At 43.4% G+C, this 15,826-nt stretch carries 15 protein-coding genes and 1 tRNA gene; 4 read left to right on the plus strand and 12 right to left on the minus strand.

Annotated features, from left to right (window positions below; translation table 11 throughout):
* Positions 1–21: 21 nt before the first annotated feature.
* From G496_RS0106020 to G496_RS0106030, 3 genes are read left to right on the plus strand one after another with little or no spacing between them, the layout of a single operon-like run.
* The gene (locus G496_RS0106020; protein WP_027178487.1) at positions 22–975 is read left to right on the plus strand and encodes a 2-keto-3-deoxygluconate permease; all 954 of its coding nucleotides are present in this window, start codon (positions 22–24) and stop codon (positions 973–975) included.
* A 48-nt stretch (positions 976–1,023) separates the two neighbouring features.
* A complete protein-coding gene (locus G496_RS0106025; RefSeq protein WP_027178488.1) occupies positions 1,024–1,299 on the plus strand; it encodes a UxaA family hydrolase in 276 nt (91 codons plus the stop codon).
* Between the two features lie 15 nt (positions 1,300–1,314).
* Positions 1,315–2,478 (plus strand): UxaA family hydrolase, encoded by a 1,164-nt coding sequence (locus G496_RS0106030; RefSeq protein WP_027178489.1) that lies wholly within the window; start codon positions 1,315–1,317, stop codon positions 2,476–2,478.
* Between the two features lie 112 nt (positions 2,479–2,590).
* Here the strand turns inward: G496_RS0106030 and G496_RS0106035 are convergent, their stop codons facing one another.
* The 11 genes from G496_RS0106035 to G496_RS0106085 all read right to left on the minus strand — a co-directional run bounded on the left by G496_RS0106035 (position 2,591) and on the right by G496_RS0106085 (position 13,299).
* Entirely contained in the window at positions 2,591–3,277 is a 687-nt protein-coding gene (locus tag G496_RS0106035) for a GntR family transcriptional regulator (protein WP_027178490.1), read from the minus strand.
* A gap of 16 nt (positions 3,278–3,293) precedes the next feature.
* Positions 3,294–4,568 carry an imidazolonepropionase gene (hutI, locus tag G496_RS0106040; RefSeq protein ID WP_051294863.1) on the minus strand — a complete coding sequence of 425 codons (1,275 nt, stop codon included), beginning with the start codon at positions 4,566–4,568 and terminating at the stop codon, positions 3,294–3,296.
* Between the two features lie 66 nt (positions 4,569–4,634).
* Entirely contained in the window at positions 4,635–5,327 is a 693-nt protein-coding gene (locus G496_RS0106045; protein ID WP_027178492.1) for an AroM family protein, read from the minus strand.
* Between the two features lie 81 nt (positions 5,328–5,408).
* Complete coding sequence (locus tag G496_RS0106050) at positions 5,409–6,263, minus strand: ABC transporter substrate-binding protein (protein WP_034632557.1); 855 nt, start codon at positions 6,261–6,263, stop codon at positions 5,409–5,411.
* Positions 6,264–6,435: 172 nt separating this feature from the next.
* On the minus strand, positions 6,436–7,203 hold the full coding sequence (locus G496_RS0106055) for an amino acid ABC transporter ATP-binding protein (RefSeq protein WP_281171259.1): 768 nt from the start codon (positions 7,201–7,203) through the stop codon (positions 6,436–6,438).
* A 2-nt stretch (positions 7,204–7,205) separates the two neighbouring features.
* Entirely contained in the window at positions 7,206–8,084 is an 879-nt protein-coding gene (locus G496_RS18995) for an amino acid ABC transporter permease (RefSeq protein ID WP_084407501.1), read from the minus strand.
* Positions 8,085–8,525: 441 nt separating this feature from the next.
* Entirely contained in the window at positions 8,526–9,248 is a 723-nt protein-coding gene (locus tag G496_RS0106065; protein WP_051294864.1) for a DUF1847 domain-containing protein, read from the minus strand.
* A 124-nt stretch (positions 9,249–9,372) separates the two neighbouring features.
* A complete protein-coding gene (locus G496_RS0106070) occupies positions 9,373–10,911 on the minus strand; it encodes a tripartite tricarboxylate transporter permease (protein ID WP_034632563.1) in 1,539 nt (512 codons plus the stop codon).
* A 17-nt stretch (positions 10,912–10,928) separates the two neighbouring features.
* A complete protein-coding gene (locus G496_RS0106075; RefSeq protein WP_027178497.1) occupies positions 10,929–11,390 on the minus strand; it encodes a tripartite tricarboxylate transporter TctB family protein in 462 nt (153 codons plus the stop codon).
* Positions 11,391–11,448: 58 nt separating this feature from the next.
* Complete coding sequence (locus tag G496_RS0106080; protein WP_027178498.1) at positions 11,449–12,402, minus strand: tripartite tricarboxylate transporter substrate binding protein; 954 nt, start codon at positions 12,400–12,402, stop codon at positions 11,449–11,451.
* A gap of 249 nt (positions 12,403–12,651) precedes the next feature.
* Positions 12,652–13,299 carry a helix-turn-helix transcriptional regulator gene (locus G496_RS0106085; protein WP_027178499.1) on the minus strand — a complete coding sequence of 216 codons (648 nt, stop codon included), beginning with the start codon at positions 13,297–13,299 and terminating at the stop codon, positions 12,652–12,654.
* A gap of 663 nt (positions 13,300–13,962) precedes the next feature.
* Here G496_RS0106085 and G496_RS0106090 point away from each other — a divergent pair.
* A complete protein-coding gene (locus tag G496_RS0106090) occupies positions 13,963–15,147 on the plus strand; it encodes a MalY/PatB family protein (protein ID WP_027178500.1) in 1,185 nt (394 codons plus the stop codon).
* A 163-nt stretch (positions 15,148–15,310) separates the two neighbouring features.
* Here G496_RS0106090 and G496_RS0106095 read toward each other — a convergent pair.
* Positions 15,311–15,386 (minus strand) — tRNA-Thr (locus G496_RS0106095).
* Positions 15,387–15,826: the final 440 nt, after the last annotated feature.

The raw sequence follows: 15,826 nt of genomic DNA on the forward strand, positions 1-15,826 counted from the left end.
ACACTTATTGGAGGATCTGTAATGCAAATTCTGGCTAGCGTGAAAAAAATCCCCGGCGGTCTGATGATTGTACCGCTTCTGGCAGGGGTTCTTGTTAATACTTTCTGTCCGGGGTTCCTGAACCTTGGAAGTTTTACAACCAATCTGTGGAAAGAAGGCGCAATGCCCATCCTCGCCCTCTTTATGTTCTGCACTGGAGCACAGATTAATGTGAGACAGGTAGGAACTCCACTGGCAAAAGGACTTGCCCTCACAGCTTCAAAAGTCATCATCGGAGCGATTCTCGGAGTTCTGGTAAACAAATTTTTCGGAGCTTCCGGAATTTTCGGAATCATTCCTCTGGCTGTAGTCGCATCACTCACCAACTCCAACAGCGGTCTTTTTGCAGCTCTGGCAGGAGAGTTCGGAGACGCAAGCGACGTTGGAGCACTTTCCGTACTCTCACTTAACGATGGTCCTTTTTTCACCATGCTGGCCTTCGGTATGACCGGGCTGGCAAATATCCCCCTTATCATGCTCCTCGGGGCTGTTCTGCCCATCGTAATCGGCTGTATTGTCGGTAACCTTGATACCCAGCTGCGCGACTGGCTCGCTCCGGCTGTTGATATCACTATTCCCTTCTTTGCTTTCCCTCTTGGCGCAGCACTTAACCTCAACCAGCTGGTCACCGCAGGTGCTCCCGGTATCATCCTCGGCATCGCCAACACCGCCATCACCGGTTTTGCCGGATACTTCGCCATGAAGCTCATCCGTTCCAAAAATCCGCAGGTCGGAGCCGCAGTCGGCACAAGTGCAGGAAACTCAGCCGCAACACCGGCCGCAATTGCCGCAGTTGACCCGTCCATAATGGCTGCTGCAAGCATTGCAACAGTTCAGGTTGCCGCCGCAGTTATTGTTACCGCCATACTATGCCCTCTGCTTGTTACATGGCTTGATAAAGTTGAACGCGGAAAAAGAGCCGTTGCAGCGGCTTAACCTTCACATACAGTAAGACCTTTAAACTTCCAGTTAAGGAGAAAAAACATGAATGCAGTTCTGCATATCAATGACAAGGACAACCTCGTTACCTGTCTGCGCCCTATTAAAAAAGGTGAGAAAATAACTGTTGATTCAATTGAAATCACAGCCAATGCGGATATCCCCGTATTCCATAAAATAGCCATTGCTGAAATTCCCAAGGGCGGGCTCTGCTACAAGTACGGAGAAATTATAGGCGATGCTCTCGAAGACATTCATACCGGCGACCATGTGCATGTCCATAACATTGAAAGCACCCGCGGACGCGGTGATAAAAAATAATTAAAGGAGCCAACAATGAAAATTACAGGATATAAAAGAGCTGACGGTAAATACGGAGTTCGCAACCATCTGCTGATCATTCCCTCCTCTGTCTGTGCCGCTGATACCGCACAAAAAATAGCCGCAATGGTTCCCGGCGCTATTTCTATCCCGAACCAGCATGGCTGCTGCCAGATCGGATCAGACCTTTCGCTCACTCAGAAAACAATCACCGGTTTCGGACTGAACCCTAATGTTGGAGCGGTTCTGGTTGTCGGTCTCGGCTGTGACGGTGTTCAGGCCAAATCCGTTGCCGATGAAATTGCTGCAACCGGAAAATCTGCCGAATATGTTGTAATTCAGGAGTGCGGCGGAACATCTAAAACAATCGCCAAAGGTGTAGAACTTGCTGCCCCTATGGCCAGAGATCTTTCCAAGCAGGAAAAAGTTGAATTCGATATGAGCGAGCTTGTTCTGGCTATGGAATGCGGTGGTTCCGACCCGACCAGCGGTCTGGCTTCCAACCCTTCCATTGGCTACACCGCAGACAAACTTATAGCTCTCGGCGGAAGTGCAATACTCAGCGAAACAACTGAAGTTATCGGAGCCGAGCACCTCATCGCTGCCCGCTTTGAAGAAGATGACCAGCGTGAAAAATTCCTGAGTCAGGTTAAAAACGTTGAAGACCGTGCCATCATGATGGGTGAAGATCTGCGCAGCGGACAGCCCACTCCCGGAAACAAAGTAGGCGGACTTTCAACAATTGAGGAAAAATCACTGGGCTGCATGTATAAAGCCGGAACAAGCCCTTTCAAAGGTGCTCTTGATTACGCTGAAATTGTTCCTGAAGACAAGCATGGCATGTTCTTTATGGATACCCCCGGTCAGGATATCGATTCCATAACCGGAATGGTTGCCGGAGGCGCACAGGTTGTCGTCTTCTCCACCGGACGCGGAACTCCTACAGGAAGCCCTATTGCTCCGGTTATCAAAATCACCGGAAATCCAGAAACTTTTGAAAACATGCCTGACAACATTGATGTTAATGCCGGTCGGATCATCTCTGAAGGAGCAACGCTTCCTGAAATCGGAGAAGAACTGTTCGAACTTATGGTCAAAGTCTGTAACGGTGAACAGACCAAAGCTGAAAGTCTCGGACACCATGAATTCGGAATTTATAAACTCACCGGAACGTTCTAAATCCTTCACCAGCTTTAGACTTCCAATTAATAAAGCCGGATCATATCTTATGATCCGGCCTTTTTATTTGAATATGGAAAGTTAATACAAAATCAGACTATGACTAAGCCACTCAGCGACCCAGCCGCGGATTCTTTTTCTCTGCAAGGATATGTTCAATTACAAATTCTTTTCCGATAGGGATATATTCATCAACCCATTTTTCAGCCGAGCCAATGTCTCCATCAAGAACCATCTGGGTGAGAGCTTTATGGTTGGCTATTTCCTTCTGTAAATCATCACGATCATTTTCAATACAGGCGATTATGACCTGAAGATCCTGCATAAGGCTCTCTTCAAGGCAGGCAAGCTTCATACTCCCTGTTAGCCCGACAAAGGCCTTATGAAAAGTTATGTGTGCGGCGGCAATTGTCACCTGATCATCGATGTTGGCTACGCCTTCATAGGCTCTGGTACTTTCTATCATAGCTTGAACTGCTTCTTCAGAAGCAATGGGAATACTGTGCACGGCCTGAATTTCAAGTATATGACGTGTGAGAAAAATATCGTCTATTTCTTCAAGGCTTAACTTACGAACAGAGGCGCCCTTGTTCGGCAGGTGTTCCACCAGCCCCTCAGTCGCTAAAATTCGCAGAGCCTCTCTGACTGATCCGCGGGAGACTCCCAGAGAACGGGATAAGGCAACCCCTTTCAATTGTTCACCGGGTAAGAAATAGCCCTCAAAAATAGCCTTGCGCAGAGTTGAAGCTATCTTATCTACACTGCTGGTCTGATCATATTCTGCAAAATTTTTCGTCATCTGTATCTCTGAAAAATTATTTCTCTGACTGAAAAACTCTTCCCTCTATAACAACGGACTCAACCAGAGGCGCACCGATGGCAGTACCGAGCTGGTTGGGATGTTCACAATCAAATATAGTTAAATCCCCTCTTTTTCCCACATCAATAGACCCGCGATCCTCATGCTTTCCAATAGCATAAGCGGCATTAAGAGTTGCCCCTACCACGGCCTCGGCCGGAGTAAAACGAAACCATGAACAGGCCTCAGCAATGGTCAGCGGCAATGATGTAGCCTGAAAAGACGAGCAGTAATCAGTAGCAACAGCAACAGGCACTTCATTTTCAATGAAAAGCCTTCCATTTGCTTTACGCTCATCCAGATAAAACTGTTCGGCGACAGGAAGCAGAACCGCAACAGTATCAGTGCTGCCTACAGATTCTATTTCAGAATCAGGAGTATATGTCAGATGGTCGGCTGAAAGGGCTTTGCCCTCAACAGCGGTCCTCCATCCCAAAGAATTGGAAGAAGCATCCGCATGAACTCTGACCGGCAGCCCAAGCTCATGTGAACGTTCAATCAGCTCTATAGCCTGCTCTGGAGTAAAGTCTCCAATTTCACAGGACAAATCCTGTACCGAAGCAATACCCTGCTCCAAAACGGCAGGCAACATTTCATTTTTAACGCAGGCTATAAAATCAGCAGCAGTCTGTCCGTCCTGAGGAGCTATATGCGCACCGAGAAAGGTAAAAACTATATCCATTTCAGTCTGTCCGGCCGCTTCTTTTAATAACCTGAGCAAACGAAGCTCACCATCTTTATCAAGGCCGTAACCGGATTTAACTTCAAGAGTTGTTACTCCTCCAGCAAAAATCTGCCTAAACCCTTTCAAAATATTGCTGACAAGCTCTTCATCTGAGGCTTTGCGGGTGTTGATAATTGTTGACCAGATTCCACCGCCTTCGGCTCTTATCTCACTCCCGGAAGCCCCCTCAATGCGGCGAACATATTCCCAGTGCCTGTTTCCTGCAAAAACAGGATGCGAATGACATTCTACAAGACCGGGAAGAACTGTTTTACCACTGGCATCAAAAACAGGAGCATCATCATACATTTCAGAAATATATTCAGTTGAACCTACAGCTATTATCCTTCCACCCCGGACAGCAACAGCACCGTCCTCGATAATATCAAGCTCTCTCTGCTGAGCGCCTTTTCTAGGAACGCCACGATCCCTGACACGCGCCAGACTGGACGCATGAATAACATTAAGATTTCCGGAATTATTTTCTGCAAGGACTCTTTTAAACATATCTATTTAATATACCTTTATAAATCAACCTGACGGCTGCGATTATCTAGATCCAACTCTTAGGATTTATGACGCTTTTTCAATTATGTCTCTAAGCATTTCAGCTGTAGAGACTGTAGCGTTAATGGTTGGTAATCCTGATATTTTTTGAACATAGCTGCTGTGCTTCTCAGTAAAACCCATATCATCCAGAAGGAGATATTCGGCCCCCATTTTCTTTGCCTGAGCAACTGCAACGGTCAAAGCATCCAACCCTTCGTACGGTGAAGCTGCGGCAGTATAAATGCTGGTAGCGTATGGCTGCCACTGTATCTTTGCTTCAGGCATATCACTTTCAGGACCTATAATGCATAGATGCGAGTTCCTGCACCTCTCAGCCACTACTGAACGGAGATTTACGGCCGGCTCAATTATCTCCGGAACAGCCTCTTTGAGTTCCGGAAATCGCCCTGAACAAAGGAGAAAAAAAATACTGCACTTTTTTCTCAATTCCAAAGCAGCTTTAATCAGACGTTCCAGCAGCTTCTGTCTGGATATATAAACGCTTACAGGAACAGAATTTTCAAGCACACAAGTTTCAATACCCTGCTGACCATCTTCAGGATGAAGCCCAGCTATCTCGCTTTCAGAAAGACCGTCGAGTCCCCCGCGCTGAATAAATTCTACATTCTGTCCCAGAATACTGCGGAAAGTCGGTTCAACATCAGTACGGGGAGCTCTGCCAAGAGTCAGAATCCCTAATTTAAATTCATGCTGCATATAGTTTTCTATGTAGGCAAAAAATTAACAAAAGCAGGCCGGCTCTAGCTGGCAGACCTGCTTTTGTTAACTTGCTGATATCTATTCCAGACCTTCAGAATTAATCGTAGGCTGAGCTAAAGCACCTGCTTCGGCATGCCATTCAGTTATGATCTTACTGTATGTTCCGTTTTCAAAAAGAACCTTCAAAGCTGCATACACAGCATCTCTTAACTGTGTATTCTTCTTGCTGAAGCATATACCGTAAGGATTAGGGTCCAAAACAGGACCAACCGGAACAAATGAGTTACCCTGCTGCATATTAGCCCAGCCCAAAGCTTCTGGACTTAGAGCTGAAGCCTGAGCACGGCCCTGCAACATCTGCATGCGTGCGGTTGCAGCGGAATCAACAGCCATGATCTTGATTCCGGGTTTTCCTTTGGATTCCAGGTTGTTCTTGCTCCATTTCTGCATGGTAGTCAGATAGTCAGTAGCTGCGGATACAGCCAGAGTCTTACCACTTAAAGACTGCATATCAGGAACGTCCTGAGCAAATTTTTTGGTAGTGAAACATTGAGTTCCTGTTTTAAAATAATCAATAAAATCGAGAGTTTTTCTCCGCACGGCAGAGTCAGAAAGACCCGAGATTACGAGGTCAACACGATTAGTATTGATTGAATTAATGAGCTGGTCGAACTTCTGATCATCAAGAACAATTTGAACACCAAGTTCTTTTCCAAGAGCATTAATAAGATCGATATCAAAACCGATAAGCTTATCCGAGCCGGATTTCTTGAATTCCATGGGTGGAAATATACCATTAATACCGACGATTATTTTGCCGGAGGATTTTATATTATCGGGAAGCATGTCATGACTTTCTGTTGCAAATGCTGATCCTGCAAAAGAAACCAGAAGCGCAAAGAACACGGCAAAAGAATATATTTTTTTAAACACAAAAACTCTCCTCAAAACATTTTTTCAATATAGTTAAAAATTAACACAATATCGAACAGTCACATGAGCACTGCATACAAATTATCATCAGGGCTCTGAATCAGCTCACGCATATAAAACTGCCATATTGCCATCATTATATATAAACCAACTTGCGTTGTGACTTAACCAGCTAAATTGACCCCAGAAAAGCTCTGGTTCTTTCATTTCTGGTATTGTTGAAAACTTCTTCAGGGGTTCCTTCCTCCACCACACAGCCTTCATCCATAAAAACAACTTTATTAGCCACGTTTCTGGCAAACTCCATCTCATGAGTAACAACAACCATAGTCATGCCGCTCTCAGCCAGATCACGCATTACATTCAAAACTTCACCGACAAGTTCCGGGTCAAGAGCACTGGTTGGTTCATCAAAGAGCATTAAATCCGGTTCCATTGCCAATGATCTGGCTATAGCCACCCGCTGCTGCTGCCCGCCGGAAAGCTGTTTGGGAAACCTGTCAGCCCAGTCTCTCAAACCAACCCTTTCAAGAAGATCATAAGCAACCTCTTTCATTCTGCGTGGATCTTCCTTCTTAACCATGACCGGACCTTCAATGATATTTTCCAGAACTGTCATGTGCGGGAACAGATTGAAGCTCTGAAAAACCATTCCTATCTTAATACGCATGGAGCAGATCTCTTTATCATTCATTTCATAAAGTCTGCCGTTGCGTTCAACCACACCGACCAGATCGTCTCCAACGTAAATTCGCCCTGAATCAATTTTTTCCAACTGATTGATGCAGCGCAAAAAAGTACTTTTCCCTGAACCTGAAGGTCCAAGCAGACAAAGCACTTCACCTTTGCGGACATTCAGATTTATACCTTTTAAAATTTCATTCTCACCAAAGGATTTGTGGATATTGCAGGCCCTGAGCATAAAATTATTATCAGACATCACTAAACTCCAGCCTGTTGTCTTCTATCAATAATAATGGATTTAAATATTTCCCAGATACTACGGCGCCGATCAAAATTATGCCCTCTTTCAAAACGCCTTTCGATAAAGACCTGAACAAGGCTTAGTATTGTAACAACTATCAGGTACCAGCCGGTAGCGACTATCAACAGCTCCATAACTTTAGCGTTGACAAAATATATGAGCTGGGCCTGATGCAGAATTTCCGTGAAAGCAATTGCACTGGCCATGGATGATGTTTTTAAAAGCCCGATAAATTCGTTACCCACAGGCGGAACAATCACGCGCATGGCCTGAGGCAATATAATCCGGCGCATAGCCAGCAGTCTGGACATTCCAAGTGAAGTTGCAGCCTCAGTCTGACCTTTATCGACAGACAGAATTCCACTGCGGACAATCTCAGTCATGTAAGCTCCTTCATTAAGCCCAAGCCCCAGAAGAGCAGCGACAAAAGGAGTCATGACATCGACCATGCGGTAATCAACAAAACCGAGGCTGACTGTGGGAAAAATCAAGGCAAGATTAAACCAGATGAGCAATTGCAGGTAAACGGGAGTCCCGCGGAAAAGCCAGATATAGGCCCCTGAAAAAATTCTGGCTACAGGATTTTTGGAAAGTCGCATAACCGCAAAGATAACCCCGAGCAGCAAGCCTACAATCATCGAGAGGACCGTAATCAGCAAAGTATTGCCAAGCCCTCTGATAAGAGCCGGAGAGAAAAGAAACTTCCCTACTACCGGCCAGTCGATCTGCCCCACAATAAAAGCTTTAATAATAAACCCCAGAATCAGCAGCAGAATAACTCCACTGATCCAGCGGCCATAGTGACGGATGGGGATAATTTTATCTTGAGAATCCATATCAACACCAGAATCCATATTGATTAAAAGATATGAAAGAAAATTGAGAGAATTAAATCAAAAATTGTTAGACAAAAATTGTAGGACAATTTCTGTAGGGCAATTTTTGCCCTACAGAAGATCCCTAGTCAAGCACAAATACCATTATTGGCAAATAAGCGAATTTTAAGCTTACCCGAAATCCAATCAATTACTACAATTTAACAAATCTGTATCTGACAACTTTTTTTGGGGTAATAAACCAGCTGGGCAATAAATATAAATTCTCCCAGCGGTAAAATAAGAAGCGGACAATTAACTAAGGATTTAACTGATTATTTTTACAGAACAAATGTTTCAAAGCTGTTAAATAAAAAATCCCCAGATTTTTAAGTCTGGAGATTTAATATTTGCAGATGCGATGCAGCAGTAGCAAAACTTTAAAAGCTGATCACATATCTTTTATTCATCCTCAGGAATAGGAAATTTAAGATTCCTGTAATATGCATCGTACTGATTTATGGCAGCTAACGGAGCATGGCCCAGCAGCCTGTCTTTGACAGCCAGAACTGTAACCGGAGCTTCTGCATGCTTGATAAATAAAGAATCGTGACCGACACAAAGACCGAGCAGAACACACATATCAACCTCATTCTCATTGGCGATCATAGCCTGAAGCACAGGGTTGCACATGGTTTCATCTTCAACAGTTGTGTCTATCTGGTCAGCCTGGGTCAGCCCAAGTTCACATTTTGAAGTTCTGCTGACCTTGCAGGCAATAGAAATAACATCAAGATCATTTGTTTCAAATATCTGATGCACTATGGCTGCCTCTTTGCGCAATCCAATGCAGAAAGCCAGTGCGACGCGCTTGTATTTCATACGTCTGGCAAATTCTACAATCTCCTGAATACGCGGTTTGGCAGGTCTCAGATGGGCATAGCCCTTATCACGGCCTGCGTAGCCTGACGTTTCCTGAAGGGAAGCCTGTTTTGCAAACTCCAGAACTTGCGGATCTTTTTTAAATTCTTCAAGCGAAAGTTTAGCAAGCTCGCGGTAACGGATGCTTGGACAGTTCTTAGGGGCTTTTCCCCCTTTCTTACGGCAGTATCTTTCGCTCCAGTCAAAAGGACAGAGAGCACATGCCGGATGCAGATCATCATTTGTTTTTTCCGAATTACTCATAACGAATATTCTCCTTAATGTTTTCAATCAACCGGAGCCATAAAGTCCGGTACTGACGATCACATTTTTCTAACTACTACAGCTCATTATAAAAACAAAACAATTAATAACTTTAAGAGCGATATCAGGCCATATCCGTACTTGGCAGCCCGGTACTTTTATTCCGTTTGAACCATGCCTTGATAAACGGAGTAAGGATAAAAAGGGCTGCACCAAGCAGCAGGACAAGGCTGATTGGACGGGTGATAAAGATCATTACCGAACCATGAGAAAGTGTCAGACTCTGGAACAGGCCGCGCTCCATCATACTTCCCAGAACAACTGCCAAAATGAGCGGAGAATGCGGAAGTCCACATTTATTGAAGACATACCCCACAACGCCAAAGGCAATGGCAACCCAGACATCAAAAACATTATTACCTATGGCATAAGAACCAGTCAGACAAAGCAGAGAAATGATGGCTGCCAGAATTTCTCTGGGAAGTTTGAAAATCAGTCTGGAAAGAGTTTTTCCAAGAAAGATGCCCATCGGAGCCATAATGATATTGGCCACAAGAAAGGAAGCAACAATCAGGTAAGCAATGTCAGGACTGTCGTGAAAAAGGGCCGGTCCGGGACGTAATCCCTGAATCAGAAGCGCACCGAGAAACAGCGCAGAAGTTGAGTTGCCCGGAACTCCAAGCGATAACAAAGGAACCATTGAGCTGGCTACAACCGCATTATTGGCGGCTTCAGGAGCTGCAACGCCTTCAGGAACACCGGTACCGAACTTTTCCTTGCCCTTATAACGTCTGGAAGCCTGATCATAAGCCATATAAATAGCCATCAGCATTCCGGCTCCGGGTATTATTCCAACAATATTACCAATAGCGGAGCTTGTACACCATGTGGGCAGCAAACGTTTCATCATGGCTTTTGAAGGAAGAATTCGTCCGACTTTGGGGATATGCAATTCAACATTTTCACCACGATTAACTCGTCTTTTATGGGCATGGATACTTTCAGCCAGCTCCAACACGCTGGTAACACCGAACAGACCTATGAGCATAGGAATGAAGGGAATACCATCAAATAAGTTAGGAGAATCAAAAGTGAATCTGGAAAAACCGGTCAAAGGACTGATACCGACGGTGGCTATTAACAAACCGAATATGCAGACAAGCAGACTTTTAACTACTTTTCCTTTTGACATACCCGCAACGGTTGAAAGTCCCATGAGAGCTAGAGCAAAATATTCAGGAGGTCCGAACCTTAAGGCATAGCTCGCCAGAATAGGTGCAAAAAACAATAAGATAAGGGAGCTGACAATTCCACCGAACACAGAACTGGTTGTGGAGATACCAAGCGCAAGCCCGGCCTGCCCTTTCTTAGACATTTCATGGCCGTCCATTGCCGTTATGACTGAAGACGCTGTACCCGGTATACGCAGAAGTATAGCCGGAATTGAGCCTCCGTAACATGCCGCGCAATAGATGCCCACGAGCAGCGGAAATGCGTAACTGGGGTCCATTGAAAAGGTAATGGGGATAAGGACTGCCAGAGTTATGCTGTCGTTAAGTCCCGGAATGGAACCGATAATAAGCCCGACGGCGACTCCTGCCACTAAAAACATAAAGACTGTCGGGTCAGCCAGATGAACAAAGGATGCCAGTATATATTCCATAAGAATTCTCGCAAAAATTAGGAGGCGAAAAATGATGATTCAGGCAGGGGAACTCCCAGGAGCTGATCAAAAATACCGTAGACGGCCAAAACAACCAGAAGGGATGTGAGCAACATTACTCCGGCACGTCTGTATCCCAGTATCCATGCTATAAAAAGCATGAGCAGGACAGAGGGTACGATAAAACCACAAAACTCAAGGCTTGCCGCATATGCACACATGGCTATGCCGACAATTACAGGCATGGTAAATTTGCTCAGAACTGATTCTTGTGCAGGCTCAGAGGTCTCGGATGTCTGTTTTTCATTGTTTTTAACAGTATTTACAAAAAGCAATACCGAAAGAACAATTGAACAGAGAGACAGAATAATAGGAAATCGTGAAGGAATCGGATCATAGCCTGAGGCCACGCTGTAAACGCCTATGCCAAGCAGCATAAAAGCAGCAGCAATCCAGGTATCTATATTTCTTGACAGCATGCATTAACCTTTTAGTCAGATTTTTTACCGGCGCCCCGCATGGGGGCGCCGGTTTATTTTATTTTTTCTTTAAAGTTGGGAGGATCTGATTCATTAATACAGCATCATTGGCAACAAAATCCGAAAACTCTTTAGGACCACGGTAGGTCATAGGATATCCGGCATGTTCCATGCCTTTTACAAACTCAGGATCCTTAACAATCTTTTTGAATGCTTCAGCAAGGGTATCCATAACTTCTTTCGGGGTACCGGCTGGAACAGCAAGTCCGCGGAAAGTACCGAAGGTAAGATCCACACCTTCGGAAACAAATGTCGGAACATTAGGAAAAGCAGGATTAGGACGGTCAGCAGTGATACCAAGTACACGGATACTTCCATCATCCATGTGAGGTTTGGCTTCACCGGAAGACATTACACTTGCGTCCACATGTCCGCCCATAAGTTCCTGCAACTGCATGGCAGCACTCTGATTGTGAATGTAGTCAAATTTAGCTCCGCTTTTGCCCTGAATCAGGAGAGCGGCAATGTGGTGAGAGGTAGAGTAGCCCGGAGTTGCAACGGAAATGGACTTTTCCTTTGCAGCATCCAGAAACTGTTTCAGAGTCTTGTATTTTGAGTTAGCCGGAACAACCAGAACAGTGGGATCAAGACAATACATGACAACCGGCTGGAAGGATTTATAAGTGTAAGTTGTTTTTTTGGTGATGGGGTTGTTGACTACTGAGGAAGTATATCCCAGCAGGGTATATCCATCGGGGCGGGCATTCGCAACGAAGGTCTGGCCGATTACAGCGCCACCGCCGGGCATATTACGAACAATAACTTTTTTACCGTTAAGATATTTAGGTGCAACCTTTGCGATGAGTCGACAGGTAAAGTCCACAGCACCACCGGGAGCAAAAGGAACAATAATCTTCATGTTTTTAGTCGGGAAGCTGGAAGCAAAAGAACTTCCTGCACTCAACATCAAAACAGCCAGGGCCAAAACAATAATGTGCGACAGACGTTTCATACATCCTCCAAGGAACAGAAACCAAACGCAGAAAAACGGATTATTTTTTCTGCGACTGCTTAGTTGCAGTCATCGTGAGACGCTAAGCGCCGAAAATAGTGCCGGATATATAAACCGAACACGCCAAACCGGATTTACCAGTCACCAGTCACCTGACAGCCGCACGCCAAAGACAATAAGCATACAGGATACGCAATCAGGAAATATTAACTATGCTAAAAAACAGAGAATATTTTTATTTCAGAGATCTTAATGATCATTAGTGTCTTTTATTTCTTTGAGGTCGTTGTAAATGGTGTATCTGGTTACACCCAAGAGGCGGGCGACTTCGTTTACCGCGCCTTTAAAAGCAAACAGATCCCGACGGTTAAGCATGGTTATAAATTCCAAGCGCTCTTCCTTATTCATACTGCCGGGTTGCTTTCCTATCTCCACAACGGCTTCTTCCAGCATTGAATCCAGCATTTCCTGAAAAGAAGCTGGAAACTTTTCAGAAGGCTCAACAGATTTGTCAGAAAAGTTAGTCCACTCTTCCAGCAGAGCCTTGGCATTTAAAAAATCAGTCATGTCCAGATTAATACACATACACCCGACAACTTCTCCTGATGAATTACGGAGAAAAGTGGTTGAAGACTTCATCACCCTACCGTTGAAGATTGTTTTATAGCCGCAGATATCAGCTACAGTATTACCCTCATCCTTGTAGGCTTTATAAATAAAGTCCGTGATCGGTGCTCCGATCTGCCTCTGCGTAATGTTTCCTGACACGTGAACCAAAGAAGAACTAAGATCTGAAAAATCATGAACAACAATTTCACAATTTTTACCCATTATTCGGGTTAAGCTATCTGCTAACCTGCTTACAGTTTCAAAAATGTTAATATTTTCTTTCTTCACTTTCGTTCCTTGTTTTTAAATTAACAACTTTGGTAAAAAGAACCTTCTTCTAAAAATTTGTTGATGTCAATAAATTTTGTTGATAGCAAAAAATGTAGATAAAGACCGAACAATGAGATTTAAAAAATAAGTATTTTTTAATTTTATCTTTTATATTTAGGCACTTAAGTAGATATAGTCATAGATTATCCAGCTAGCCAAGGAAGGATAGGAGTAGATACAAGCTATGGAGTTTTTGAATAAAAAGATGATAAAACAGTGAGTTGTTGGGGAATTTCAAAAAAGTTGAAATAGGATTTCACCTAAAAAAATGGTCTTTTTGTTGAAATGTGTACCGGAAAGCTGTTTTTACGGGATCATGTAGAGTTAAAATACATAATTGTTAAAAACATTAAAAAATATTCTTTTCCGTAGAATAGTGGTTTGGAAATTTTAAGAACTTTAGAGTAAAATTTAAGTTTCAGGCAATTAAAATTATCTTAAAAATACAAATAAAAAAAGGTGTTACACAAAAAAGATTCCAGCATTCGTGCTAAATGACATTAGGATCAGTGAAAATATTTTGCAGCTTTTTAAGGGCAAATAAAATCTAACTAAGCGTATTTTTCTCTGTCAGCATACTAGCCGACAATAAAACAATCTTAATTTAATCGAGGCAAAAAAATGAATTACAATTTTGATGAAATCCATGACAGAACACATACTTCATCTAAAAAATGGAACCCTTCTATGTATAAGGCCAGATTTAACGGTCATACCGACCTTCTGCCTTTATGGGTTGCAGACATGGATTTTAAAGTATCAGAAGGCATAAACAAACGACTGTCAAAAGTAGTTGAGTCCGGGATTTTCGGCTACACCGGTTTTGATGATGAATACTATGATGCGATCATAAGATGGCACAAAGAAAAGCATAATTTTGCCCTTGCTGCGGAAGATATAACCTATACTCCCGGAGTTGTAACAGCCGTAAACTTCTGCCTTGAAGTTTTCACCAAAGAAAATGATGCCATCATAATTCAGACTCCTGTTTATTACCCATTCAGCAATGCCATAAGAAATAACAATAGAAAGCTGATCACATCTCCGCTGATAGAATCTGAGCCGCTTTACTACACTATGGATTTAGAGGACTTCGAGCGTAAAATTATAGATAACGATGTAAAAATGTTTATACTTTGCAGTCCCCATAACCCTGTAGGAAGAGTCTGGACTAGAGAAGAATTAGAGAAAGTTGCGGAAATATGCTTAAAACATAATGTGCTGGTTATTTCAGATGAAATTCACTCGGATCTTCTCTTTTTTGGAAACGAGCACACTCCGTTTATGAATATATCCGAAGAAATAGCCCAACAGACAATCACCTGCACGGCTGTTTCAAAGACCTTCAATCTTGCTGGCTTAAAAATATCAAATATCATCATCAAAAATAAGGAATTGAGAGAGCGCTACCAGAAATTTATGGATCAGCAGCATCTGCTATCACCAAATGCTTTTGCTATGGAAATGGTAAAAGGAGCCTACCTTGAAAGTGATGACTGGTACGAACAGGTGAAAGAATACATTGAAGGCAATATTCAGTTCGCCGCTGATTATTTGGAGAAAGAAACTGAAAATCTTCGGATGCGTCCACTTCAGGGAACCTATCTTGGCTGGATTGATGCCAGAAAGTTTTCAACAGATCCGGAAGTGCTGACAGAACTGTGCGAAGTAAAAGCAAAGGTAGCTTTTGATTTCGGACACTGGTTCGGCGAAGAAGGCAATGGCTTCCTACGCATAAATCTGGCCTGCCCCCGCAGCATAGTGGCAGAAGCCCTAAGCAGATTAAAAAAAGCTGTTGAGTTATAAAATCAAACTGCGACCTATTTAAAACCGTAGACCTAATTGAATAGAATTCACCCAAAACTAAATAAATCCAGCCCGCGAATAAAACTCGCGAGCTGGATTTATTATGACAGAATCTCAACAAAAAAGGCTTACATCAAATTAAGATGTAAGCCTTCAAAATATCTGGAGCCAGCGATCAGAATTGAACTGACGACCTACTGATTACGAATCAGTTGCTCTACCAACTGAGCTACGCTGGCCTATGGTGATTACGGCTTGTATATCAGGCTTTGAGGAGTGGTCAAGGCTAAAATGAGGATGGCCTTACCGTATTTTAACATCTTTAATATCATCCCCAAATTTTTGAAATATACCATTGCGGTGACAGAGATAGAAGACACTCAAGTCCATTAATAAAACCCCGCATGTACGACACATGCGGGGTAACGAATGAGGGCCCAAACCTTTAAAAATGGAGGACCAACGTGAAATATTTTTCCAACTCATTTTATTTTCGTCAATCAAAAATTGATTCTGCGACTCTTGCTTTATAACATTTACTGGCCAAATAGCGATATTCCCCCTGCCGCTAACCTCGACTACAACTCTAGCCCAGCATAATCCACACAGGATTAGTATAGATTTTTTGATAACCTTTTTCCCCTTCAATAGTGTATTAATCTATCATTATATCAATCCA

This window comes from Maridesulfovibrio bastinii DSM 16055 (genome assembly GCF_000429985.1).
In the GTDB taxonomy this organism is placed as follows: domain Bacteria; phylum Desulfobacterota; class Desulfovibrionia; order Desulfovibrionales; family Desulfovibrionaceae; genus Maridesulfovibrio; species Maridesulfovibrio bastinii.